Below are 24922 nucleotides of genomic sequence, written 5' to 3' on the forward strand. Positions count from 1 at the left end.
CTCAACTGGACCAGTCCGGCTGGCAAGCACTGCGCCACCGATCCCGCCACCCGCATCGGCCCACCGCGAGAACAGTCCGACACGTCACCACCGCAACCCGGGCCCGCAGTCGAACCGACCCCTCCCGACCCGTGGGCCTCTGCTTGGGACATCGCGGACCCCGACCCCCAACCCTTCTAGCGCGCACCGCCCGGCAGGGTCTTTGCCCTTCCGGCGGAGCCCTGCGTCAGTTTCTCGACTGCTCGCAGACCAGAAAGTTCACGTCGATAGACTGTGCTAACGCTTACCCCTACTCAACCGCATCGACGCGGAAAGGTCTTCTATGCCCCGCACGGATTCGATCGACAGCATCTCGGACGAGAGCACAACAGTGGAGCCGGGTATAAGCGCCGCGGCACCCACTGTCGCATCCCCTGATCGCGACGAAGAAGTATTGCTGCAGCGCGATGGACCGCTCGCACGCATCATCCTGAACCGGCCGCGGGCGCTCAACGCGCTGACCCACGCCATGATCCGTTCCATCGCCGAAGCCCTCACGGAGTGGGCCGACGATCCTGCAGTGCGCACCGTTCTGCTCACCGGAAGTGGAGATCGTGCCTTCTGCGCCGGCGGTGACATCGTTTCGATCTATCGCGATGGCCGCACCGACGCCCAGACCGATACTGGCAGTGACCCCGAAGAGAACGCACGGTTCTGGGCAGACGAGTACAGGCTTAACGCGCAGATCAAGCGGTACTCCAAACCCTTCGTCGCTCTCATGGACCGCATCGTGCTCGGCGGGGGAGTCGGCGTCTCCGGACACGCCGCGCACCGCGTCGTGACCGAACGCACCAAACTCGGCATGCCCGAAACGACCATCGGCTTCGTGCCCGACGTGGGGGGAACATACCTGTATTCGCGTGTCCCCGGCGAACTCGGCACCCACCTCGCCCTCACCGCGGCGACCATGACCGGCGCCGACGCCATCGCCCTCGGACTCGCGGACAGCTTCGTTGACTCGGCCCGGCTCGATTCCCTGGTCGACGCACTGAAACGGATGCCCGCTGCCGAAGCCATCGCCGAACACGCGGCCACGATCGTGCCACCGGGGCCGCTCCTGTTAGAACGCGCCTGGATCGACGAGTGTTACGCCGGAGACGACCTGCCCGAGATCATCGACCGGTTGCAGAAATCATCCGTCGCGGCAGCGCAGGAGGCAGCGACCGCCATTCTGGCCAAATCACCGACCGCGCTCAAAGTCACCCTCGCCTCGCTCCGCCGCGCCCGCGACCTCGGCAGCCTCGAAGAGGTGCTCGAACAGGAATACCGGGTATCCCTGCGCATGGTGGCCGGCCACGACGTGATCGAGGGGATTCGCGCGCAGGTCATCGACAAAGACCGCAATCCCCGGTGGCAGCCGAGCACCCTTGGCGCTGTCAGCGACGCTGACGTTCAAGCGCACTTCGCGCCGCTCGGTGAGGGCGAGCTGCGCTTGCCACGCCCGAAAAACTTCGAACCCACACCGACCACCGAACGAGAGGCCACCACGTGAGCGAGCGCACCCAGACCACTGACGACTCGGATACCTACGCCAACATCCTGCTCGAACGCCACGGCCGCGTCGGCGTCATCACCCTGAACCGACCGAAGGCGCTCAACGCCCTCGACTTCGCCACCATGCAGGACGTCGTCGGTGCCGCCACCCGGCTCGACGCCGACCCCGGGATCGGCGCGATCATCATCACCGGTTCGGAACGCGCCTTCGCAGCCGGCGCCGACATCAAGGAGATGTCGACGATGAGCTACATGGACATGTACTTGAAGGACTGGTTCGCCGGCTGGGACCGGCTCGCCGCCGTGCGCACCCCTGTCATCGCCGCCGTATCCGGCCACGCCCTCGGCGGCGGCTGCGAACTGGCCCTGATCTGCGACTTCATCATCGCCTCCGACACCGCCACCTTCGGCCAGCCCGAGATCAAGCTCGGCGTCATTCCGGGCATGGGCGGGTCCCAGCGCCTCACCCGCGCGGTCGGCAAGGCCAAAGCGATGGAGATGATCCTCACGGGCCGCACCATCGGCGCGGTCGAAGCCGAGCGCGCCGGCCTCGTCGCCCGCATAGTGCCGGCCGCCGACCTCATGGCCGACGCGCTCGCCACCGCCACCGACATCGCCGCGAAATCGGCGCCGATCGCCATGCTCGCCAAGGAGGTCGTGAACGCGGCGTACGAGTCGATGCTCGGCGCCGGCATCCACTTGGAACGACGCCTGTTTCACTCGGTGTTCGCCACCGACGACCAGAGCGAGGGCATGGCCGCCTTTATCGAGAAGAGGCCACCGGTTTTCACGAACCGCTAACGCCCGCTCTTCCAGCTGTACTCGTTCTCGGGCCGTCCCGGCGTGCCGTATCGGGGAGCGCGCAGCACCAGGCCGGTGTCGGCGAGATACTCCAGGTAGCGCCGTGCCGTCACGCGCGACAGTCCAAGCGGCTCCATCAGCTCACTCGCCGACACGGGCGCAGCCTGCGCCTGCAGATACCTGACCACCGGGTTCAGGGTCGATTCGGCCAGCCCCTTGGGCCGGGGAATATCGGTCGGCGCCCGCAGGCTCGCAAAGGCGTGATCGACTGCCGACTGCGTCACGACGGATGCCTGCCCGTTCAGTTCCGCACGAAAGTCCCGGTAACTGGATAATTTTGTCGCGAAGGTCGAATAGGTGAATGGCTTGATCAGATACTGTACGACTCCGGCCGCGATCGCTCCACGCACGTTGTCGAGGTCGCGCACAGCGGTGATCGCGATGATGTCTGTGGCGAGGCCGGCCGCGCGGATGCGCCGACTCACGTCGAGCCCGTGGCTGTCGGGCAGGTTCATGTCCATGAGCACGAGGTCGATCGGGGTTCCGGCCGAGGCGGCGGCTGCGACGCGACGAAAAGCCTCCTGCCCGGTGCCTGCCGTGCCGGCAAGCTCGAAGCCGGCCAGTCGCCCCACATAGACGGCGTGAGCCTCGGCGGCTAGCGGCTCGTCCTCGACAACGAGCACGCGGATGACCGGAAGCGCGGCCTCAGTCATGATTGATCTCCACCGGTCAGGACCGGACGAGTCACGGCCGGAATCGTCACGGTGAAGACGGCGCCTTCGCGCCGCCCGATGGTAAGCGTGCCGCCGAGGCGGGTCACCGCCTGCCGCACCAGAGCCAGACCGAGACCGCGGCCACCGATCGAACGGCCCGGCACCGTGTCGCCTGCTTCGTGAGCGCCGGCATCCTTGGTGCTGAATCCGAGACGAAGCACGTCGTCGATGATGTCGGGGGCCACGCCATGGCCGCTGTCGGCGACCTCGATCACCACGGCCTGCTCGGTAGATGACACCGTGACCGAGACACGACGAGGGTCCGGGCCGGCGTTCGCCGCGTCGAGCGCATTGTCGACCAGGTTGCCGAGCACGGTCACCAGATCCTGAATCGACAGCCCGGACCGGGTGAGCGTGCCCGATGCCGTGACGGTCAGAGCGATTCCCAGCTCATTGGCCTGCGCCGATTTGCCCATGATCAGGGCGCTGATGACCGGTTCATCTACCGAACCGACCATCTCGTCGGCGAGCCGCTGGCTCAGCTCGAGATCTTTCGTGGCGAATTCGAGGGCCTGATCGGTGCGGCCGAGCTCCATCAGCGACACGATCGTGTGCAGGCGGTTGGAGTGCTCGTGGGTTTGCGCCCGCAACGCGTCGGAGAGGGTCTGCATCGACTGCAACTCGCTGCCGAGGTTCTGCAGGTCGGTGTGGTCGCGAATCGTCGCCACGAATCCCATCGGGGTTGACTTGGCCCGAGTCGCCGAGGTCGATGACGCGATCGCGGGCTCCTGGCTGACCACCAGCACCCGCGTACCGGTGACATGAATCTCATCGTGCGCAGTGCGGCCGCTGCGCAGCAACTCGCCGAGGCTCGGGGGCAGGCTCAATTCGGTGAGGGTGGGCGGTCGCTCGTCGCTGCCGGCAGCCGGCCGTGGCGGAATGCCGAGCAGGCGCGACGCCTGATCGTTGTACAGCACGAGATCGCCGTGCAGGTCGACCAGCACAAGCCCCTCACGAACCGAGTGCAGTACCGAATCGTAGTAGACGAATAGTTGTGCGAGGCGCTCCGGTCCCCAGCCCAGGGTCACCCGGCGCAAATAGCGCCCGAGCAGCCAGGTCACCACAGACCCCGACGCGAGCAACCCGAGCGCCAGACCGAGCACCGAGGGCAGCCGGGCGTTCAGGGCGATCGTGATGTGACTCGTCGTGGTGCCCACCGCGACCAGCGCGCGGACGGTGCCGTCGTCATCCGTTACCGGTACCACGGCACGAACGGATGGCCCGAGGGTTCCCGTGCTGATTTCGGTGAAGGCGGTTCCGGACAGAGCGGGCTCGATGGCGCCGATGTAGTCCTTGCCGATCTCGGTGGCGGTGGGGTGGGTCCAGCGGGTGCGGTCCGGGGCCATGATCGTGATGAAGTCGAGCCCGGCATCGGCGCTCAGCTTGAGCGCGTAGGGCTGCAGGGATTCGCTCTGGTCGGCCGACTGGCTCGCCGTGAGCACGAGCGGACTGTCGGCGATGGCGGTGGCGACCGCGAGCATCCGATTGCCGGTCTCGACGTAGCCGCGATCACGCGCGTCGACGAAGAAGGCCGTTCCGACGAAGACCGTGAGCACGACGATGAACAGCGCGTGCGCGAAGAAGAGCCGCCGAGCGATGCTCCATTCTTTACGCACTGCATGCTCCTTCGTGAGCTCGTGAACAATATGACCGCAACCGTGCGCCGATGGTCTGCGTCGACCAGTGTGGAACGAATTGCACCAGCCGGAGCCCGTGGTGGGCCAGGTTAAGCCTAGACATAGGAGTCTGACATGACAGCGACGCCATCAACCCGCAGCAAACTCAACAAGGCCGGCAAACCGAAGAAGAGAATCGACTCCTCGCACTACCTCTACATGGCCGTCATCGTCGCGGTTATTCTGGGTATCGTGGTCGGCTTGGTCTGGGGCGGACCCGAGGGCTTCGCCGTCTCGCTCAAGCCGCTCGGTGACCTGTTCATCGCCCTGATCAAGATGATGATCTCCCCGATCATTTTCTGCACGATCATTCTCGGCATCGGCTCGATCGCCAAGGCCGCCACCGTCGGCAAGATCGGCGGCCTGGCCCTCGGCTACTTTCTGATCATGTCGACCTTTGCACTTGGAATCGGCCTGGTCGTTGGCAACATGATTCACCCGGGCGAGGGCATCAACCTGTCGGATGCCACCTTTGAAGCCACTGAATCGGCCGACACCAAATCGTTCCTGCTCGGGATCGTTCCCGCCACCCTGTTCTCGTCGCTGACCAGCGGCAACATTCTGCAGACGCTGCTCGTGGCACTCATCGCCGGCTTCGCCCTGCAGCGAATGGGCGCGGCCGGCAAGCCGATTCTCGATGGCATCGCGCACGTGCAGGCCCTGGTATTCCGCATCCTGATCATGGTCATGTGGCTCGCCCCGATCGGTGCGTTCGGCGCGATCGCCGCGGTCGTCGGTGCCACCGGAATCCAGGCCGTGATCAGCTTGTTCACGCTCATGGCCGCCTTCTACATCACCTGCATCATCTTCATAGTGGTCATCCTCGGCGGCCTGCTCAAACTGGTCACGGGCGTGAACATCTTCAAGCTCATGCGCTACCTCGGCCGGGAATACCTGCTGATCGTGTCGACCTCGTCGTCTGAAGCCGCCCTGCCACGACTGATCGCAAAGATGGAACACCTCGGAGTCTCCAAGCCCGTCGTCGGTGTCACCGTACCCACCGGCTACTCGTTCAACCTCGACGGCACCGCGATCTACCTCACCATGGCGTCGCTGTTCATCGCCAACGCACTCGGCCAGCCCCTCGCCCTCGGCGAACAGATCGGACTGCTCGTCTTCATGATCATTGCGAGCAAGGGCGCCGCCGGAGTGTCCGGCGCCGGCCTCGCTACCCTGGCCGCTGGCCTGCAGGCCCACGCTCCGCAACTCGTCGGCGGTGTCGGCTTCATCGTTGGCATCGACCGGTTCATGTCCGAAGCCCGCGCGCTGACCAACTTCACCGGCAACGCCGTGGCAACCGTCATGATCGGTTCCTGGACCAAGGAACTCGATCGGGGGCAGCTTGATCGCGTGCTCGACAAGCTCGAACCGTTCGACGAACGCACCATGCTCACTCATGGCCATGTGAGCGCATCCGACAGCCAGCGCACCGCCGAAAAGGCCGCGCAGTCCGCGGTGTTGGAACGCGCCTAGGCAGATAACGCGGGTATTAGACTCGCGCTACGGGTGTCGTCCGGAGGAGTCCTCCCGGGCGGCACCCCCTTTTGTACATTCTTTCGGTGCACCGAAAAGTCGGTATGTTAGGCTCGTGAACGGTCTTACAACCCTTCACCAGGACGCGCACGCGTAGCCACCATTTGAGATGGAACGGCCGCATGCGTATGGTGAGGCGCCGACGGACGTGATCCCATGATCGCCCCAGCCCACGCTGATTCTCGCGTCCGGGCCGCTCGGTGCCTACCCGTCCGACACGAGAGCACAGCGCGTCGTAGACCGTGAGATCGGCTACGGGGGCGTGCACCGGAGAACGCGTGACCGACAGTATTCCTCGTCCAGAATCCATAGCAGTCAAAGCAGATCACCTTTACAAAGCTTTCGGGCGCCGCCCGCACGAAATCGTCAAGAAGCTCAAAGCCGGCAAGAGCCGCGCAGAGATCTCGTCTCTCGGAGTGGCCGCCGTCATTGACGCCTCATTCGAAGTCAAGAAAGGCGAAATCTTCGTCGTCATGGGCCTGTCCGGCTCGGGCAAATCGACTCTCATCCGCATGCTCAACGGACTGTGGGAAACCACCTCCGGCACCGTGACCGTCGGCGGCACCGACATCACGGGTGTTTCCGCCAAGGAACTGCGCGACGTACGTCGCAAGAGCATCTCGATGGTGTTCCAGCACTTCGCCCTGCTGCCGCACCGCACGGTGATCGACAACGTCGCCTACGGCCTTGAAATTCAGGGTATGGGTCGTACGGAACGCCTGGCGAAGGCCCAGACGATCATCGATCTGGTCGGCCTTGCCGGGTGGGCCGACAACCTGCCCTCCGAGCTGTCCGGTGGAATGCAGCAGCGGGTCGGCCTCGGACGTGCCCTCGCCGCCGACACCGACGTGCTGCTCATGGACGAAGCGTTCTCGGCCCTCGACCCGCTCATTCGCCGCGAAATGCAGGAGCAGCTCATCGAGCTGCAGGCCGCACTCGGCAAGACGATCATCTTCATCACGCACGACCTCAACGAGGCCATGTTTCTCGGCGATCGCATCGCCGTCATGCGCGATGGCCGCATCGTGCAGATCGGCACGCCAGAGGAGATCCTCACCGACCCGGCCAACGACTACGTCGCCCAGTTCGTGCAGGATGTTGACCGGGCTCGAGTGCTCACCGCCGCGAGCGTCATGGAACCGGTGCGGTCGGTCATCACGAAGACCGCAGGCCCCCGGGCGGCCCTGCGTACCATGCGCGACCTGCAGACATCCGTCACTTTTGTGCTCAACCGCGACCGCAGCTTCGCCGGTATCGTGCGCGACCGCGATGTACTGAAAATGGTCAAAGCCGGCGAGACCGATCTGCGAAGCATCATTCGTGATGACGCTAAAGCGGTGCTCCCCGAAACCGCCCTGGTCGACCTCGTTGAGCCCTCGGTTGAGAGCGAATTGCCGATTGCCGTCGTCGACGAGAAGAACCGGCTGCTCGGCGTAATTCCTCGAGTGACCCTGCTCGCCGCCATCGGGAACGTCACGACGAATACCGGTCCGCTGCCGGTCGTGATGCCGCCTGCCACCATCTCGGTCAGCCAGATAACCGACATTTTGGGCGATACGGCCGATGACGCACTGTTCAACACCGAAGGAGCGCGCGCATGAACGACTTTCGTCTTCCCCTGGGTTCCGTTGTTGAATCCTTCGTCGATTACATCACCGACACCCTCGGCTTTCTGTTCGTCTTCATTCGGGCCCTCTTCGACGGCGCCTACGAGTCCGTGGAGTTTCTGCTCGGAGCGCCGCCGTTCTGGGCGATCATGCTCGTGCTCGGCGTACTCGCCTTCGGAATTCGTGGCTGGAAATTCGCGGTCGGAACCGTCGTGGGCCTTCTCGTCATCCTGGGCGTCGACCAGTGGGAGAACGCCATGGACACGCTCGCCCTCGTGCTCGTCGCGAGCGTGCTGGCGATTGCGATCAGCGTTCCCCTCGGCATTCTGGCGGCCAAGTCCACGCTCGCCTCGAACATCATCCGCCCGGTACTCGACTTCATGCAGACCATGCCGGCGTTCGTCTACCTCATCCCGGCGCTCATTCTCTTTCGCGTCGGAGTGGTACCCGGCATCGTCGCGACCATCATCTTCGCCATGGCTCCCGGCGTGCGCCTGACCGAGCTCGGCATCCGCAGCGTGGACCAGGAAGTTGTCGAAGCCGGGCAGGCTTTTGGAGCGTCGCCGTGGCGCATCCTGCGTCAGATCCAGCTGCCCCTGGCCACCCCGACCATCATGGCCGGCATCAACCAGGTCATCATGCTCTCGCTCTCTATGGTCGTCATCTCCGGTATGGTCGGCGCGGGCGGCCTCGGCGCGCAGGTCGTGGCAAGCCTCAACCGCATCGACATCGCACTCGGCTTCGAGGCCGGCCTGGCCGTGGTGATCCTCGCAATCTTCCTCGACCGCATTACCGCGTCGCTCGGCAGCGCGGACTCGATGGGCTTCTTCGGCAATATCCGTCGCGTTCTGCGGTCGCGCCGTGCAACCGATGGCTTGGCATCCGGTGCCGGGACCACTCGCGCCCCTCAGCCGGTCGGTGAACCGGCCCGAGTCTGACCGGCGGCAACTCAGATTTACGGATGCATCCGCATCCGTTCCACAGTGCGGCTTTCGCCGTATGCACCAAGCGTCAACCCCAGTCACCACAGCAGGTGGCACGAAAGGAAGACCAATGAAGAACCCCTCCAAATCACGTATCAAGTCGAGCTTCGCACTCGGAGCCGTCAGTATTCTCGCTCTCACCGGCTGCGCCGGTTCCGGTGAGACCGAAACCGTCGGAAACGGCAATGAAGACAAGAAGGACATGTCGATCGCCGTGTTCAACGGCTGGGATGAGGCCATCGCTGCATCCGAGCTATGGAAGGCCATTCTCGATGAGAAGGGCTACAACGTCGAGCTCGAATATGGTGACATCGCACCGGTGTACTCCGGACTGTCGACCGGTGATTACGACCTGAATATGGACGTTTGGCTGCCGGTCACCCACGCGTCCTACCTCGAAAAATACGGCGACGACATCGTCGACCTCGGTGCGTGGAACGAAGAGTCCAAGAACGCCATCGCGGTCAACGCGGATGCCCCGATCGACTCGCTCGAGGAACTCGCGGCCAACGCCGACCTGTTCGGCAACCGCATCGTTGGCATCGAGCCCGGCGCCGGCCTGACCCTCGCGACCACGGACAACGTTATTCCCGGCTACGGCCTCGAGGACATGGAATACCTCACCTCGTCGACGGCGGCCATGCTGACCGAACTACAGACGGCCACCGATAACGGCGAGAACATTGTCGTCACCCTGTGGGAACCGCACTGGGCTTACAACAAGTTCCCGCTGAAGAACCTTGAGGACCCGCAGGGAGCCCTGGGCGGCGTGGAAAGCATCCATTCCTACGCCAGCACCGACTTCAAGACGGACTTCCCGCAGGCGGCGGAGTGGGTCGAGAACTTCGAGATGGACCTCGACACGCTGTACTCGCTTGAGCAGGCCATGTTCGTCGATTACGACGGCCAGGACTACGCACCGGTCATCGCTCAGTGGATCGAAGACAACCAGGAGTACGTGGACGGCCTCACCAGCTAGTCACGGTTTCTGCATGCAGAACGGCCCGCGTCCTTCGACGCGGGCCGTTCTGTCTTACCTCGTGGTGGTTAGGCCGCCTCGAGCTCGCGCACCTGCCGCAGCCAGCCGTCGAAGAGGTCGCCGTTAAAATCGTCAACAGTGCGTAGCTTCAACTCACTCATCTCCGCCGACCCGCTCGCGTTGAGCTTGCCCGAGTCATCGGTGATGGCCTGGCCGCGCCAGAACAACACGGTCACAAAAGTCGGATATGCCTTGAATCCAGCTATCGGCAGGTCATCTTCGAGCCAGACCGGATGCCCGTGCCACAGTTCCGTCGATGTCTCCGGCAGGCCCAGGTCAAACTTGTCGCGGAGCAGCCCGACGACGCTTGCCAGCGGCTCGGCGGGAGCGGCAACATATTCGTCAATGGTCGTCGGCTTGACCGCGGATGCGACGGGTGCCGGAGCGGCGGCCTGGACTTTGTTGGGAGTGGACGTGGTGGGGAGTGTGGATGTCAGGTGAATAGCCTCTTTCGGTGGTCGAACTCACGCCCGGCACGGTGCCGGGCCGTTAGTACCTGATCTCCACACTGTCATGCCGGTGCATCGTGCGGCTGGGCAGACACTCAGGAAACGGTCCTCACTGGGCAAAAAAGAACCGCCCGTCGACCCAAAGATCGACGGGCGGTTCCGGGGGACAGGCTACCCGGCGGGTGTCGCCGCCGTGGCCACAATGTCGACAACGAACACGAGGGTGTCCGTTCCGCTGATTCCGGCACTGTCATTGCCGGCTTCACCATAGCCCTCGGCTGGTGGGAGAACCGCAAGGACCTGAGATCCGACGGTCTGGCCGACGAGCGCAGCCCCGAAGCCCGGAACGACCTGGCTGGTGACAAAGGTTGTCGGTCCGACGGTGGTCCAGGACGAGTCGAACGTTTCGCCGGTGGCCCAGACAACTCCGGTGTATTCGACCGATACGGTGTCACCGTCGGCGACAACGGCGCCATCACCGAGCTTCAAGGTGGCGATCTGTAGTTCAGTCGGTGCCTCGGCGTCGGGAATGGTGATGGTCGGGGCACCGTCTTTGGCGAGTTCAACGGTGGGCAGGCCCGGTACAGCCGGCTGGTCCACCCCGTCAGCCCGGTCGGCCAAGTTCGTGATCGAGACGACGTCGATGACGAATACGACGGAGTCTCCGGCGGCGATTTTAAGCTGCTCAGCGCCGTCTGCGCCGAACGCGTCGCCCGCTGTGCTGACGGTGACGATGCGATCGCCTTCAACAGAACAGTTGACCGCCCGCACCAAACCGGGGAGGAACGTTTCGCCCACCGTGATGGTCTCGCTCGCGCCACTGGTCGGGTACGTCGTCTCCTGTACGGTCGCTCCAGTCGTGCCGTTATACACGGAGAGTGACGCCCCGACCAACGAGCCGCCGGAAGCTTCGGTGGTCCCAGCGCCCTCGATGGCAACCGTGCGCTGGGTGGACGACGGGTCAAGCGGCTCATCAAATTTGACCGTGGGCACGGCACCGAAGTCGCCGGTCACATCGACGGCGTCGGAAACCGCGCCGGGTGCCGTGCATTCGCTGTAGGCAGCGTCGGCGGCAGAAGCCAAATCCGTTGCTTCGGGGGTGTCGCTGCTGCCACAAGCGGTGAGGGCGAGAGTGAGGCCCACAATGGTGAGCAGGGCAGGAATTTTCGACACGGGGCCTCTTTCGAGATCGTAGGTGCGGGCTTCGATATTGGGGTGGCATGAACGGCCAAGTTCTCACTCTGCCACGCTTCGCCTATGAACCGCCTGAGTGGATGCCTCGGCGTGCCGCCCCGGTAAACACCAGTCAGTCGTCGAGGCCGCGGGCGATCAGGGCCTCGCCCAGGGCATCCGCTGCATAGAGCGAGCGCACCACCACCGGAACGGCGATCGACAGGAGGGAGCCCCGCGTGCCGCGTGCCGTGCGGGCCTCGAGCACCTCACGCACGATATCGCTCACCAGGGGAATGCAGCGGATGGTGAGCGCGACGAGGAGTCCCACTCGGTCGGTGTCGATGAACCTGCGGAACGGTCGAAGCAGGTTCTGGAACGCTTCGAGCACGGCGGTGACCGTTGTGGTCATCGTGAACAGGGCCGCGAGGGCCACCGCCACAATCAGCCGGCCCGCCATGAGAGCGGCGATCGTCCAGCCGGAGAGCAATCCCTGGATCGGTACCGCGACGAGCAGAATCAGCACAATCGGGGCGATCTGGGCTGCGGCCGCTCGCACGGGAACGCGGGCCGCCAGAAACAGCAGCGCAACGCCGGCCGCGGCACCGCCGACGACCCACGGATTGGACGACGTTCCGATGAGAACGACGCAGAGCGAGAGCAGAAACAGTTTGAGGAGAGTGGGCGCCCGGTGAATGAGCGAGGTACCGGGGCTGTACAGGCCGATCATTTACCGCTGCTCATTTCAGCAGGGCGAGGTAGGCCGCCAGGGACTGCGCGGGCGCACCGTCGGCGACGACCGTGCCCTCTTCGATCACGATCACGCGGTCGAATTCTTCGACCAGGTGCAGGTGGTGGGTGACGACGATGACCTGCTGGGGGAGTGTCTGCAACAGCTCGCCGATGCGCCGGGCATTTCGAGCGTCGAGCAGGGTCGTCGGTTCGTCGGCAACGATAGTGGCCGGCTCCGCCACGAGTACGGCGGCAAGGGCGAGCAGCTGCTTCTGCCCGCCGGAGAGGCGGTGCGCCGGGTGCTCGGCATGCTCGCTCAAACCGAACTGTTCGAGGGCCGCCGCCGTGCGCTCAGCGATTTCGGCGGGGGAGAGGCCGCGCCGCCGAAGCGTGAAGGCCACGTCTTCCTGCACGGTGGGCATCACGATCTGGTTGTCGGGATTCGTGAAAATGAACCCCACCTTGCGGCGCACCTCGCGGGCATGGCGGGCCACGTTCTGTCCGTCCACCGTGACGGTTCCGCTCGTGGGAGTCACGAGCCCGTTGATCATGCGCACGAGCGTGGATTTGCCCGATCCGTTCGCACCGACGATGCCGATGCGGTGCTCGGTCAGGCTGAGATTCACGTCGCGCAGTACCCTGCGGTCACCGAATGACTGCCCGACCTGGTCGAAGCATATGACGCTCACGCTTGTGGCCGGCGACCCTTCGCGATCAGGCCAGGGTAGGCCTTGTGCACCTGGCGGGCGACGAGCACGGTCACGACGACCTTGATCAGGTCTCCAGGAATGAAGGCGATGTTCAGGCCGAGCGTGGTCCAGAGCGGCAGGCCGAGGTTCAAGGCCATGACCGGAATGCCGATCAGGTAGACCGCGACGATGCCGCCGAGAATCGTGGCACCGAGGGCCAGCCAGAACGGATACTTCGGCAGCAGACGGGCAGTGAGATACCCGGTGACGAAGGCCCCGAACAGCCAGCCGTAGAGGTAGCCGGCCGCTGGGCTCACTGTGAACACGCCGATTCCTCCGCGCGCTCCGGCGAGCAGAGGCAGACCGACCGCCGTGAGAATGAGAAACAACAGCACGGCGAGGGTTCCCTTGCGCGGGCCGAGAATCGCCCCGGCAAACATTACGCCGAGCGATTGCAGGGTGATCGGCACTGGCCCGATGTTGAGCGGGCCGGCCAGTCCGAGCGCAGCGATGAGGGCGGCAAAAATGGCGATCTGGGCCAGGTCGCGGGCGGGCAGAAGGCGCCTCGTCGGGGCGCTCACACGAACGGTTTCGGTCATGGTTTCAAATCTAGATTTCGGTGCCCACCCGCCGCTGAAGAATACCTACAACAAAACACCGTGAACTGTAGAGGTCGTGATTGGGATCACGACCCAGCGGCCACAATGGCATCCGCTGCCCGCACCAGGGCCAGGTGAGAGAGCGCTTGCGGGGTGTTGCCCATCTGGTGACCATCGGTCACGTCGTACTCCTCGGAGAGCAGCCCGACATCGTTCACGAAGCCGACGAGCCGGTCCATGAGCGCATTGGCGTCTTCGAGTCTTCCCGACTTGGCGTATTGCTCGACCAGCCAGAAGGAACAGGCCAGAAACGGATGCTCACCCGGCGGCAGTCCGTCGACCGCGGCGTGGGTGCGGTAACGCAGCAGTAGCCCATCGCGCATGAGGTCGGCCTCGATCGCAGCCACGGTGCCGAGCATACGTGGATCGGTGGGCGCGCAAAAGCCGACCTGCGGGAGTAGGAGAAGAGAGGCATCCACCTCCCCGCTACCGCAGTACTGCATGTAGCTATTTCGCTTCGCGTCAAAGGCGCGAGTCTCGATGTCGGTGCGCACCTCATCGCGCAGGGTCTTCCAGCGGTCGAGCGGACCGTCGAGGCCGCACTCTTCGATGCCCCGCACCGCGCGGTCGAAGGCGGCCCAGACCATCACGCGCGAGTGGGTGAATTCGCGGGGCTGGCCGCGTACCTCCCAAATCCCCTGGTCTGCGCGGCGCCAGTTCTTCTCGAGAAAGCTCATGAGGGCGCGCTGTAGCGGCCAGGAGAACTCGTTCTCGCGCACGCCCGCAGCACGGGCGGCATGGAGGGCCACCATCACCTCACCGATCACGTCCGATTGGAACTGGTCGACCGCGCCGTTTCCAACGCGCACGGGGGAGGAGCCCTTATAACCGGTTAGGCGGGTCAGTTCACGCTCGGGGAGGTAGCGCTCGCCGGAGAGACCGTACATGATCTGCACATCGTTGGGGTCGCCGGCAATGGCGCGCAGCAGCCAGGCGCGCCAGCCGTCGGCCTCCACCTCGTAGCCGTGGCTGAGTAGGACCTCGAGCGTGAGCGAGGCGTCGCGCAACCAGACGTAGCGGTAGTCCCAGTTACGGGTGCCGCCGATCTGCTCCGGCAGCGACGTCGTCGCGGCCGCCACGATGCCGCCGGTTCGCTCATGCGTCAGCGCACGCAGGACGAGCAGCGAACGAACCACCTGGGCGCGCAAGGGTCCCTGATGGCTGCAACACGACGCCCATTTCTGCCACCAGGCGCAGGTCGCGGCGTGGACAGCATCAATGTCGATGGCGGGTGGAGTGTCGCGGTGCGAGGGGTACCAAGTCATTTGCGCGTCGATCGTGTCGCCGGTCGTGACGTCGAAATGGGACACGTGGCGGTGGTCGGCGGCGCGCAGGGCAGGTCCGCGCACCACGATGGCGTCGGGCCCGGCGATCGCGACGAGGCCGTGTACCGGCTCGCCCTCGAGTTGGCGCACCCACGGCATCGTCGTGGCATAGCCAAAGCGGATGCGCAGATCCTGGGTCATGTGCACCGTACCGCTGATGCCGCGCACCCGGCGCACCAGGTCGGCCCGGCCGTCGCCGTGCGGCATGAAGTCGAGTACCTCGACTTGGCCGGTGGGTGTGGTCCACACCGTCGACAGCACGAAGGTATCGCCCTGATAGCTGCGAGTGGCGGTGGCTCCCTTGTCGGCCGGGGCCAGTAGCCAACGACCGTCGTTCTCATCGCCGAGGAGCGCCCCGAACATTGAGGCGGAGTCGTAGCGCGGCAGGCACAGCCAGTCGATGCTGCCGTCTAGACCCACGAGCGCCGCCGAGTGGCAATCGCTGATGAGCGCATAGTCCTCGATATTGAGTGCCATCAGGCCATACTGTCAGCACCAGGGTGAGAATTGGCCGACGATCGGGCGCCGACGTCGCCGCCGTTGCGGTCAGGCGACGAGGCGGGCCGAAGCGAGCGTGGCGGAGGCCTTGTCGATCCAGGCAGCGGATGCTGCAGCCAGATCGTCATCGCTCGTTTCGACCAACATGGCTTCGGTGAGCGTGGCGTGGACCGGGGCAGTGCTGGCTGGGGCGGCGTCGATTGGTGCAGCGTCCCGTGCTGGGATTTGGCTTCCGGCCGGTTCGCTCCAGGTTGTGATTGGTGCGGGCGACCAGGACAGAGCGGTCGGCTCACCACTACTCTCGCCGCGCAAAGCGGCTTGTTCGGTGGTGATCGCTTCGGTCAGCTCGGTCGCGATCTCTCTGGCCTTCAACCCGTGAAAAATGACTTCGGTGTCGTCCGCGCTGCGGGCCACGAGCGTCCAGGCGCCGTGCTCACCGACCAGCGCCCTGAGCTTGTCGTGCAGCAGCTCGAAGATCTGTTCGTCGCGGAGTACCGGGGCGGAGGCGACGCTCAGCGCCGCATTCGCGGCCAAACGTCGGCGTCGACGACCAAACATGAAAGCCCCTTTCCGGTGCGCGTGTGCAGTTGAAATGAGCCACTCTGTTCATTTTCGGTGACAAGTCGTCGACTTACCGGGGGACACGCCGCCGAACACGCCGATTGGGGGTTGAATTCAGCTCTCGACTTGACGTTTATTCGCGTCTTCGATGACCGTGCCGACGGCGACGGCGGCGCTCAGGCCCCACCCGAGCCACAGCATCACCAGGCGCCAGTCCCGCGGGCCGTGCCGCGTGGCCTGTACGGTGTTCCACCCACCGGCGATAACGCCGATCATTGCGCTGCTGAACAAGAACTTTCGCATGTGTTCCTCCGGCATCAGGTTACCCGGGAATAGGCGTGGCCCGACTGGTAACCTTGGAACTGCCACACAGGTGTGCACCTCGGGTGTACCCGGAACGGATGATCCATTACAACTTCAGCCGAACCCACACGGTCCCAGATCGAGCCGCCCCCGGTAGAGCCCGCGCATGCCCCGGCCGGCACGTACACTTTCGTCGTCGTCTCCAACCGGCTGCCGGTGGATTACGAAGAAGCCGAGGGCGGCGCCGTCACCTGGCGTACCTCGCCCGGCGGACTGGTCACCGCGCTCGAACCGCTGATGCGTTCCTCGCACGGAGCCTGGGTCGGCTGGCCGGGCGTCGCCGACCGCGATTTCGAACCGTTCGAAAATGATGGGATCTCGCTCGTGCCGGTGAGGCTCGATGAAGCCGACATTGAGAACTATTACGAGGGCTTCTCCAACGACACACTCTGGCCGCTGTACCACGACGTTATTGCTCCGCCAAGCTTTCACCGCGAAACGTGGGAAGCGTATATTGCCGTCAACCGTCGATTCGCGGCGGCGGCTGCCGCGGTCGCTGCCCCGGGGGCAACGGTCTGGGTTCACGATTACCAGCTGCAGCTCGTGCCGCGCATGCTGCGCGAAGCCCGACCCGACCTCGTCATCGGCTTCTTCAATCACATTCCCTTTCCGCCATATGGAATCTATGCGCAGCTGCCCTGGCGCAAACAAATTCTGCACGGGCTGCTCGGTGCTGACGTCATCGGCTTTCAGCGGAGTGCAGACGCCGGTAACTTTTCGCAGGCGGTACGTCGCCTCTACGGCTACCCCACCCGCGGCGTGGTCATCGACGTGCCGACCGGTGAAAACGGGGAGTCGCGCCGCGTCATCGCCAAGCACTTTCCCATCTCGATCGACTCCGCTGGCTACGAAGAGCTAGCGCGGCGACCCGATATTCAAGCCAGAGCTCGCCAAATTCGCGCAGACCTGGGCAACCCCAAAACACTGATGCTCGGCGTCGACCGGCTCGACTACACCAAGGGCATCGGCCACCGTATCAAGGCCTTTGGTGAGCTGCTCGCCGACGGTCGGTTGAGCGTCGAAGACGTCACCCTGGTGCAGGTCGCCAGCCCGTCACGCGAACGCGTCAGTACCTATATGGCCCTGCGCGACGAGATCGAGCTCGCCGTCGGCCGGCTCAACGGCGATTTCTCCACTATCAGTCACACCGCCATCAGCTACCACCACCACAGCTATCCGCGCGAAGAGATGGTCGCGATGTACCTCGCCGCCGACGTCATGCTCGTCACCGCCTTGCGCGACGGCATGAACCTTGTCGCCAAAGAGTACGTGGCCGCGCGCTTCGACGTTGACGGAGTGCTCGTGTTGAGCGAGTTCGCCGGCGCCGCCGATGAACTCAAACAGGCGATTCTCATTAATCCGCACGACATTGACGGCACGAAGGACGCCATCGTGCGGGCGGTGGAGATGCCCAAACGGGAGCGTTCGCGGCGCATGCGGTCTCTGCGACGCAAAGTCGCCGAAAACGATGTCGCCGTTTGGTCGGCTTCCTTTCTCAGAGCGCTCACCGGTGGAGCCGCCGTGCCAGCCGGAATTCCCGACGACCTCGACCTGGCCCTGCACAGCATCGCCGGCGCCAAGAACCTGCTCATTGCCCTCGACTTCGACGGTACCCTGGCACCCCACGTCGACCATCCCGAAGATGCCCGCGCCATCGCCGGCACGAGGGAAGCCGTGCAGGCTCTGCTTGACCTGCCGGGCGTGCGAGTCGCCCTCGTTTCCGGACGAGCCCTGGTTAGCCTGCAACACGTCGCCCAGCCGCAGAGCTCGGTGCTCCTCACCGGCTCGCACGGCATCGAGGTGCAGCTGGATACCCCCGAGATCGAGCTCAACCTGCTCTCCACCGAACTCGAGCAACTCGATACGCTCGCCCGGGTGCTCGAGAGCATTTCCGGCGGGATCGCCGGCACCACCATTGAGCGCAAGCCCGCGGGCCTGGCCCTGCACACTCGCCTCGCAACCGAGGAAGACGGCCAGAAGGCCGAGCGTCAAGCGCGTGAGCAACTGGGCGATCAGCTGCCAGCATTGACCGTTCGAGAAGGTAAGAACGTACTCGAATTCTCGGTGCGCTCGAGCACCAAGGGCGACGCCGTCACCAAGTTGCGCCAATACACCGGCGCCGATCGCGTGTTTTACGCCGGCGACGACGTGACCGACGAGGATGCCTTCGGGGCTCTGCGCGACGATGACGTCGGGCTCAAAATCGGGCAGGGTGCCACCCTCGCCGGTTACCGGGTACGCAGCCCGCACGAGGTCACCCAGGTTCTGGCGCGCATCGCCGCCCTGCGGGCAGGGCAGGCGCAGTGAGCGATTCGCTCAGGCCCAGGGACTGAATCGCGGGTGCCTGCCGAGGTTCTAGACTCGGAAGCATGTCTGAGATCGATGTGAAACCCCGTAGCCGCGACGTCACCGATGGGATCGAGGCCACAACATCTCGTGGCATGCTCCGTGCTGTCGGCATGGGCGACGCCGACTGGGACAAGCCCCAGATCGGTATTGCGAGCTCGTGGAACGAGATCACACCGTGCAATCTGTCGCTCGACCGCCTGGCTCAGGCCGCTAAGGAGGGCGTGCACTCCGGCGGCGGCTACCCGCTGCAGTTCGGCACCATCTCCGTCTCCGACGGCATTTCGATGGGTCACGAGGGCATGCACTTCTCCCTCGTCTCCCGTGAGGTCATCGCTGACTCGGTCGAGGTTGTCATGCAGGCCGAGCGTCTCGACGGCAGCGTGCTGCTCGCCGGCTGCGACAAGTCGCTGCCGGGCATGCTCATGGCCGCCGCCCGCCTCGACCTCGCGAGCGTGTTCCTCTACGCCGGATCGATCGCGCCGGGCTGGGTCAAACTTTCCGATGGCACCGAAAAAGACATCACTATCATCGACTCGTTCGAAGCCGTCGGCGCGGTCAAAGCCGGACGCATGAGCGAAGCGGATGCCAAGCGTATCGAGTGCGCGTTCGCTCCCGGCGAGGGCGCCTGCGGCGGCATGTACACCGCGAACACCATGGCCAGCGTCGCGGAAGCCCTCGGAATGAGCCTGCCTGGCTCGGCGAGCCCGGCATCCGCTGATCGTCGCCGCGACTATTTCGCCCACCGCTCGGGCGAAGCCGTGGTCAACATGCTGCGCCTGGGCATCACCGCCCGCGACATTCTCACCCGCAAGGCATTCGAGAACGCCATTGCCGTGGCGATGGCCTTCGGTGGCTCGACCAACGTCGTGCTGCACCTGCTCGCCATCGCCCGTGAGGCCGAGGTCGAGCTCACCCTCGATGACTTCAACCGCATCGGCGACCAGGTTCCGCACATCGGCGACCTCAAGCCCTTCGGCAAGTACGTCATGAACGATGTCGACCGCCAGGGTGGTGTTCCCGTCGTCATGCGCGCGCTACTCGAAGCCGGTCTCATTCACGGCGACGCACTCACCGTGACCGGTAAGACCGTGGCCGAGAACCTCGCCGAGATCGACCCGCCCGACCTCGACGGAGAGGTACTGCGTACCCTCGACAACCCCATTCACAAGAGCGGTGGCATCACCATCCTCAAGGGCACCTTTGCCCCCGAGGGCGCCGTCGTGAAGACCGCCGGCTTCGACGCCGCCGTCTTCGAGGGACCGGCACGGGTGTTCGAGCGGGAACGCGCGGCGATGGATGCCCTGACCGAAGGCAAGATCTACAAGGGTGACGTAGTCATCATTCGCTATGAAGGCCCCAAGGGCGGGCCGGGAATGCGCGAGATGCTCTCGATCACCGCCGCCATCAAGGGCGCAGGGCTCGGCTCCGATGTACTACTGTTAACGGACGGTCGATTCTCAGGCGGCACAACCGGACTGTGCATCGGCCACATAGCACCCGAAGCGGTGGACGCAGGTCCAATCGCCTTCGTGCGCGATGGGGATCTGATACGGGTCGATATCGCAGCTCGCACGCTTGACCTACTGGTCGCACCTGCAGAGCTGGCCGCCCGCCGAGAAGGCTGGGCGCCTCTTCCCCCGCGCTATACCCGTGGCGTCCTCGCCAAGTACGCCAAGCTCGTGCACTCAGCCGCCGAAGGCGCCATCACCGGCTAAAGCACCGGGTGATCTCGCGCACGGGTAAGCCCAAACCGACCGATTCGAAGTAGGGATTCAACGACCATGACCACGGAACCCACTCCCGTGCCTTCAGCTCCGGCGTCCACAGAGCCGGAGATGCTCACCGGCTCGGGTGCAATCATTCGCACCCTCGAACTGCTCGGCGTCACCGACGTCTTCGGCATTCCCGGCGGTGCCGTCATTCCCCTCTATGACGAGCTCATGACCCAGGACAAAATCCGCCACATTCTGGTGCGCCACGAACAGGGCGCCGGCCACGCGGCCGAGGGCTACGCCTCCGCCACTGGTCGGGTCGGCGTTGCCATCGCAACGAGTGGCCCTGGCGCTACCAACCTCGTCACCGCCATAGCGGATGCCTACATGGACTCGGTGCCGCTGCTCGCGATCACCGGCCAGGTGTTCTCCACCTCGATGGGAACGGACGCCTTCCAGGAGGCCGACATCATCGGCATCACCATGCCGATCACCAAGCATTCCTTCCTCGCTCGTCGCGCCGAAGAGATTCCGGCCGCGATCGCCTCGGCGTACCACATCGCCTCCACCGGCCGTCCAGGTCCGGTGCTCGTCGACATCACCAAGGATGCCCAGCAGAACCTGGCGCCGTTCATCTGGCCGCCCAAACTCGACCTGCCGGGTTATCGGCCGATCGTCAAGGCCCACGGCAAGCAGGTGCAAGCCGCGGCCCAGCTGCTGCTGGCCGCGAAGAAGCCCGTGCTCTACGTCGGTGGCGGCGTCATCCGAGCCGGCGCCTCGCCCGAACTGCTCGAGCTCGCTGAGTCGACCGGTGCACCGGTCGTGACGACACTGATGGCTCGTGGCGCCTTTCCCGACTCGCACCCGCAGCACCTCGGCATGCCGGGCATGCACGGCACGGTCCCGGCCGTGCTCGCGCTGCAGGAGAGCGACCTCATCATCTCGCTCGGAGCACGCTTCGACGACCGGGTGACCGGAAAGATCAGCGAATTCGCGCCCAACGCGAAGATCGTGCACGTCGACGTCGACCCGGCCGAGATCTCCAAGATCCGAACGGCCGATGTACCCATCGTCGGAGACGCCAAGGACGTCATCGCGGACCTCATCCTGGCCTATGCGGATGCCGCCAAGGGCGCAACATCCGACGTCTCCGTGCCCGCCACGGCCGAGTGGTGGACCTACCTGCACGGCCTGAAGGAAGAGTTCCCGCTCGGCTTCACCGAACCGACCGACGGCCTGCTTGCCCCGCAGTACGTGATCCAGCGCATCGGCGAGCTCACCGGCCCCGAGGCCGTCTACGCGGCCGGCGTCGGCCAGCACCAGATGTGGGCGGCGCAGTTCATCAAGTACGAACGCCCCAACTCCTGGCTCAACTCCGGCGGCGCCGGCACCATGGGCTATTCCGTTCCGGCCGCCATGGGCGCCAAGGTCGCCGAACCCGACCGGGTCGTCTGGTCGATCGACGGAGATGGCTGTTTCCAGATGACCAATCAGGAACTCGCCACCTGCACGATCAACAAGATCCCGATCAAGGTCGCGATCATCAACAATTCGTCGCTCGGCATGGTGCGCCAATGGCAGTCGCTGTTCTACGACGGACGCCACTCCTTCACCGACCTCAACACCGGTCATGGAACCGCCATGGTGCCCGACTTCGTCAAAATGGCGGATGCCTATGGCGCGCTGGGCATTCGGGTCACCAGCAAGGACCAGGTCGATGACGCCATCAAACTGGCCCTCGCCACCAACGACCGCCCGGTCGTCATCGACTTCATCGTGAGCCCCGGCGCCATGGTCTGGCCGATGGTTCCGCAGGGAGTCAGCAATAGTTTCGTTCAGTACGCCAAAGACCACGCACCGACCTGGGGAGACGAATAACCGTGACGAGCCACGTTCTGAGTCTGCTCGTCGAGGACAAGCCCGGCCTGCTCACGCGCGTCGCCGGCCTGTTCGCACGTCGAGGTTTCAACATTGAAAGCCTGGCCGTTGGCCACAGCGAGATCCCCGGCCTGTCCCGCATCACGATCCTCGTCGATGTCGAAGACGTACCGCTCGAGCAGGTGACCAAACAGCTGAACAAGCTCATCAACGTCATTAAGATCGTCGAGCTCGACGTGGCCCAGTCGGTGCAGCGCGAACACCTGCTGATCAAGGTCAAGGTCGATAACACGACCCGGTCACAGGTGCTCGAAGCGGTCAATCTGTTCCGCGCGAGCGTCGTCGACGTGGCCACCGACGCCGTCGTGATCGAGGTCACCGGCGACAGCGGCAAGACCCAGGCGTTGTTGCGGGTGCTCGAACCGTTCGGCATTCGGGAGCTGGCCCAGTCCGGCCTGCTCGCCATCGGCCGCGGCTCCAAGTCGATCACCGAGCGAGTTTTCAAAAACTAACGTTTTCAGCTTTTCTAACAATCAATTCACGAGGAGAGATACACATTGTCTGAGATTTTCTACGACAAAGACGCCGACCTGTCGATCATCCAGAGCAAAAAGGTGGCCGTTATCGGCTACGGCTCGCAGGGTCACGCCCACGCGCAGAACCTGCGCGACTCCGGCGTAGAGGTCAGGGTCGGCTTGAAGGACGGCTCCAAGAGCAAGGCCAAGGCCGAAGAAGCCGGCTTCACCGTGCTGTCCACAGCGGATGCCGCGGCCTGGGCCGACGTCATCGTCATCCTCGCTCCCGACCAGGTGCAGCGTCACCTGTACAAGGACGACGTGCTTCCGAACCTGACCGCTGGTAAGGCCCTCGTCTTTGGACACGGATTCAACATTCGCTTTGGTTACATCGAAGCTCCCGATGGCGTCGACGTCATCATGGTCGCCCCCAAGGGACCTGGACACACCGTGCGCCGCGAATTCGAAGCCGGTCGCGGCGTTCCCGTGATCGTCGCCGTCGAGAAGGATGCCTCTGGCAACGCCTGGCCGCTGACGCTCAGCTACGCCAAGGCGATCGGTGGCCTGCGCGCCGCCGGCATCAAAACCACCTTCACCGAAGAAACCGAAACCGACCTGTTCGGCGAGCAGGCTGTACTCTGCGGTGGCACGTCGCAGCTGATCCAGTACGGCTTCGAGGTTCTCACCGAGGCCGGCTACCAGCCGCAGGTTGCCTACTTCGAGGTGCTGCACGAGCTCAAGCTCATCGTCGACCTCATGTGGGAGGGCGGCATCGCCAAGCAGCGTTGGAGCGTTTCCGACACTGCAGAATACGGCGACTATGTCTCGGGTCCGCGCGTTATCGACCCGAGCGTCAAGGAGAACATGAAGGCCGTTCTCGCCGACATCCAGAGCGGCGCATTCGCCGAGCGCTTCATCGCCGACCAGGACAACGGCGGAGTCGAGTTCCTCGCCCTGCGCAAGAAGGGCGAAGAGCACCCGATCGAGGCCACCGGCCGCAGCCTGCGCAAGCTCTTCGCGTGGAACGCGTCGACCGACGACGACTACACCGACGGATCGGTCTCGCGCTAAGCATCCGCTGAATGCGATTCGCCTGACGAAGGGGCCCTCGTTCGCGAGGGTCCCTTCGTGCGTTACAGCGGAAAGGCCGGAGGTTATGGCTGTCAACAGCATGAGCACACGCGCCTCAGGCGTGTGGCGGCGCCGCAGCGCGACGGCAGCCATGGTCGGCGTGCTGCTCTACGTACTCATCGACGTCGTACTGCAGTTTCTGCCACCCCACTACAGCCCGATCAGCGACGCCGAGAGCAATCTCGCGGTCGGTCCCTACGGCTGGGTGATGAACCTCAATTTTCTGGGCCGCGCGGTCACATCGGGTGCCGCCGTCAGCGCACTCTACGCTACGGCGCGCACACGCTATCCAGCCAGCAAGCCCTCGCCCCGCCTTCTGGGCGCTGGCCTGGCACTGTTCGCGCTTGGCGGTGTCTGCTCGGGTGTGCTCGCCTTCTTCCCCACCGATGTGATGACTGCGGGAAACGGCGCGGTAGCGGGCACGGCCGGTCACGGCGTGGTCGCCGTGACAACGGCCGGTACCATCCACCTCGTCGTGGCCACCGTGGGCTTTGTCGTCGCCCTGATCGCGATTGTGCTGCTCACCGCCTGGCTCTATCGGAGCGCATTTCTGCCCGAGGTTCGGGGACTGGCGCTCGCCTTCACCACCCTCGCCGTGCTGGGCTTGCTCTTTCTCGGACTCACCCTCACCGTGCAGCCCGCGCTGTTCGGGCTCGCCGAGCGGGTCTGTCTCCTCGGCATTCTGGGCTGGACTTATTCGGTTGCCGTGGGCATCCGTCGTCTCGATTAGCCCAGCGCGGAAGGGCGCGCAAACGCCGTCAGGCTTCGGCTGAACCACAACATTCCACCTGCCTCGACCGTCACTCCCTGACCCTGCACGTAGACTTGCACCACGTTGGGGGCGAGAACGTCGCTTTCATCAGGTCCTGTGCCCGGATGCACAGCTTTGCCGCAGCGTAGCGGGCGTCTGACGCCAGATAAGCCACGCGCTGGGGGGCCATCCGTT

23 protein-coding genes are annotated in these 24922 nt (G+C 64.6%); 13 read left to right on the forward strand and 10 right to left on the reverse strand.

All coding sequences use genetic code 11. The annotated features are described in order from the left end of the window. The 3 genes from E3T39_RS16310 to E3T39_RS00720 form a co-directional block, all read left to right on the forward strand. A partial coding sequence (locus E3T39_RS16310) for a hypothetical protein (RefSeq protein WP_206751152.1) occupies positions 1-180 on the forward strand: 180 nt, incomplete at its 5' end. Between the two features lie 142 nt (positions 181-322). Then, on the forward strand, positions 323-1531 hold the full coding sequence (locus tag E3T39_RS00715) for an enoyl-CoA hydratase/isomerase family protein (RefSeq protein ID WP_134512865.1): 1209 nt from the start codon (positions 323-325) through the stop codon (positions 1529-1531). Beyond that, positions 1528-2334: an enoyl-CoA hydratase gene (locus E3T39_RS00720; RefSeq protein ID WP_198416071.1), complete on the forward strand. Its 807-nt coding sequence runs from the start codon at positions 1528-1530 to the stop codon at positions 2332-2334. Before E3T39_RS00715 ends, E3T39_RS00720 begins: the two co-directional genes overlap by 4 nt. Here E3T39_RS00720 and E3T39_RS00725 read toward each other — a convergent pair. Continuing rightward, positions 2331-3047, reverse strand: a complete 717-nt coding sequence (locus E3T39_RS00725) for a response regulator (protein ID WP_134512866.1) — start codon at positions 3045-3047, stop codon at positions 2331-2333. The two genes, E3T39_RS00720 and E3T39_RS00725, sit on opposite strands and share 4 nt — an antisense overlap. After that, positions 3044-4723, reverse strand: coding sequence for a sensor histidine kinase (locus E3T39_RS00730; protein ID WP_134512867.1), 1680 nt, complete (start codon positions 4721-4723; stop codon positions 3044-3046). Before E3T39_RS00730 ends, E3T39_RS00725 begins: the two co-directional genes overlap by 4 nt. Positions 4724-4858: 135 nt before the next feature. On the opposite strand from E3T39_RS00730, the gene E3T39_RS00735 reads away from it, so the two are divergent. From E3T39_RS00735 to E3T39_RS00750, 4 genes are all read left to right on the forward strand, one after another. After that, positions 4859-6256, forward strand: coding sequence for a cation:dicarboxylate symporter family transporter (locus tag E3T39_RS00735; protein ID WP_134512868.1), 1398 nt, complete (start codon positions 4859-4861; stop codon positions 6254-6256). A 338-nt stretch (positions 6257-6594) separates the two neighbouring features. Continuing rightward, on the forward strand, positions 6595-7917 hold the full coding sequence (locus tag E3T39_RS00740; RefSeq protein WP_194085988.1) for a quaternary amine ABC transporter ATP-binding protein: 1323 nt from the start codon (positions 6595-6597) through the stop codon (positions 7915-7917). Beyond that, the gene (locus tag E3T39_RS00745) at positions 7914-8861 is read left to right on the forward strand and encodes an ABC transporter permease (RefSeq protein WP_134512869.1); all 948 of its coding nucleotides are present in this window, start codon (positions 7914-7916) and stop codon (positions 8859-8861) included. The genes E3T39_RS00740 and E3T39_RS00745 overlap by 4 nt, the downstream gene beginning before the upstream one ends. A 115-nt stretch (positions 8862-8976) precedes the next feature. Continuing rightward, positions 8977-9885: a glycine betaine ABC transporter substrate-binding protein gene (locus tag E3T39_RS00750; protein WP_134512870.1), complete on the forward strand. Its 909-nt coding sequence runs from the start codon at positions 8977-8979 to the stop codon at positions 9883-9885. Positions 9886-9953: 68 nt separating this feature from the next. Here the strand turns inward: E3T39_RS00750 and E3T39_RS16615 are convergent, their stop codons facing one another. The 8 genes from E3T39_RS16615 to E3T39_RS00785 form a co-directional block, all read right to left on the reverse strand. After that, the gene (locus tag E3T39_RS16615; protein WP_166783997.1) at positions 9954-10121 is read right to left on the reverse strand and encodes a hypothetical protein; all 168 of its coding nucleotides are present in this window, start codon (positions 10119-10121) and stop codon (positions 9954-9956) included. Between the two features lie 444 nt (positions 10122-10565). Then, the gene (locus E3T39_RS00755; protein WP_134512871.1) at positions 10566-11567 is read right to left on the reverse strand and encodes an FKBP-type peptidyl-prolyl cis-trans isomerase; all 1002 of its coding nucleotides are present in this window, start codon (positions 11565-11567) and stop codon (positions 10566-10568) included. Between the two features lie 133 nt (positions 11568-11700). Further along, positions 11701-12294 (reverse strand): energy-coupling factor transporter transmembrane component T family protein, encoded by a 594-nt coding sequence (locus tag E3T39_RS00760; protein WP_134512872.1) that lies wholly within the window; start codon positions 12292-12294, stop codon positions 11701-11703. A 10-nt stretch (positions 12295-12304) separates the two neighbouring features. Next, entirely contained in the window at positions 12305-12985 is a 681-nt protein-coding gene (locus E3T39_RS00765; RefSeq protein WP_134512873.1) for an energy-coupling factor ABC transporter ATP-binding protein, read from the reverse strand. After that, the gene (locus tag E3T39_RS00770; RefSeq protein ID WP_134512874.1) at positions 12982-13584 is read right to left on the reverse strand and encodes a biotin transporter BioY; all 603 of its coding nucleotides are present in this window, start codon (positions 13582-13584) and stop codon (positions 12982-12984) included. The genes E3T39_RS00765 and E3T39_RS00770 overlap by 4 nt, the downstream gene beginning before the upstream one ends. 86 nt (positions 13585-13670) lie before the next feature. Beyond that, complete coding sequence (locus tag E3T39_RS00775; RefSeq protein ID WP_134512875.1) at positions 13671-15446, reverse strand: glycoside hydrolase family 15 protein; 1776 nt, start codon at positions 15444-15446, stop codon at positions 13671-13673. 69 nt (positions 15447-15515) lie between these two features. Then, positions 15516-16025 (reverse strand): hypothetical protein, encoded by a 510-nt coding sequence (locus E3T39_RS00780; protein ID WP_134512876.1) that lies wholly within the window; start codon positions 16023-16025, stop codon positions 15516-15518. 117 nt (positions 16026-16142) lie between these two features. Beyond that, positions 16143-16331, reverse strand: a complete 189-nt coding sequence (locus E3T39_RS00785) for a hypothetical protein (protein ID WP_134512877.1) — start codon at positions 16329-16331, stop codon at positions 16143-16145. Between the two features lie 105 nt (positions 16332-16436). On the opposite strand from E3T39_RS00785, the gene E3T39_RS00790 reads away from it, so the two are divergent. The 6 genes from E3T39_RS00790 to E3T39_RS00815 all read left to right on the forward strand — a co-directional run bounded on the left by E3T39_RS00790 (position 16437) and on the right by E3T39_RS00815 (position 24706). Next, positions 16437-18698 carry a bifunctional alpha,alpha-trehalose-phosphate synthase (UDP-forming)/trehalose-phosphatase gene (locus E3T39_RS00790; protein WP_134512878.1) on the forward strand — a complete coding sequence of 754 codons (2262 nt, stop codon included), beginning with the start codon at positions 16437-16439 and terminating at the stop codon, positions 18696-18698. Positions 18699-18760: 62 nt separating this feature from the next. Further along, on the forward strand, positions 18761-20455 hold the full coding sequence (gene ilvD / locus E3T39_RS00795) for a dihydroxy-acid dehydratase (RefSeq protein ID WP_134512879.1): 1695 nt from the start codon (positions 18761-18763) through the stop codon (positions 20453-20455). Between the two features lie 66 nt (positions 20456-20521). After that, positions 20522-22330 carry an acetolactate synthase large subunit gene (locus E3T39_RS00800; protein ID WP_134512880.1) on the forward strand — a complete coding sequence of 603 codons (1809 nt, stop codon included), beginning with the start codon at positions 20522-20524 and terminating at the stop codon, positions 22328-22330. A gap of 2 nt (positions 22331-22332) precedes the next feature. Then, positions 22333-22842, forward strand: coding sequence for an acetolactate synthase small subunit (gene ilvN / locus E3T39_RS00805; RefSeq protein WP_134526991.1), 510 nt, complete (start codon positions 22333-22335; stop codon positions 22840-22842). Between the two features lie 45 nt (positions 22843-22887). Further along, the gene (ilvC, locus tag E3T39_RS00810) at positions 22888-23916 is read left to right on the forward strand and encodes a ketol-acid reductoisomerase (protein WP_134512882.1); all 1029 of its coding nucleotides are present in this window, start codon (positions 22888-22890) and stop codon (positions 23914-23916) included. Positions 23917-24016: 100 nt separating this feature from the next. Beyond that, a complete protein-coding gene (locus E3T39_RS00815) occupies positions 24017-24706 on the forward strand; it encodes a DUF998 domain-containing protein (RefSeq protein WP_166783998.1) in 690 nt (229 codons plus the stop codon). Positions 24707-24922: the final 216 nt, after the last annotated feature.

Origin of the sequence: Cryobacterium suzukii (assembly GCF_004403185.1) — a bacterium.
GTDB lineage: Bacteria > Actinomycetota > Actinomycetes > Actinomycetales > Microbacteriaceae > Cryobacterium > Cryobacterium suzukii.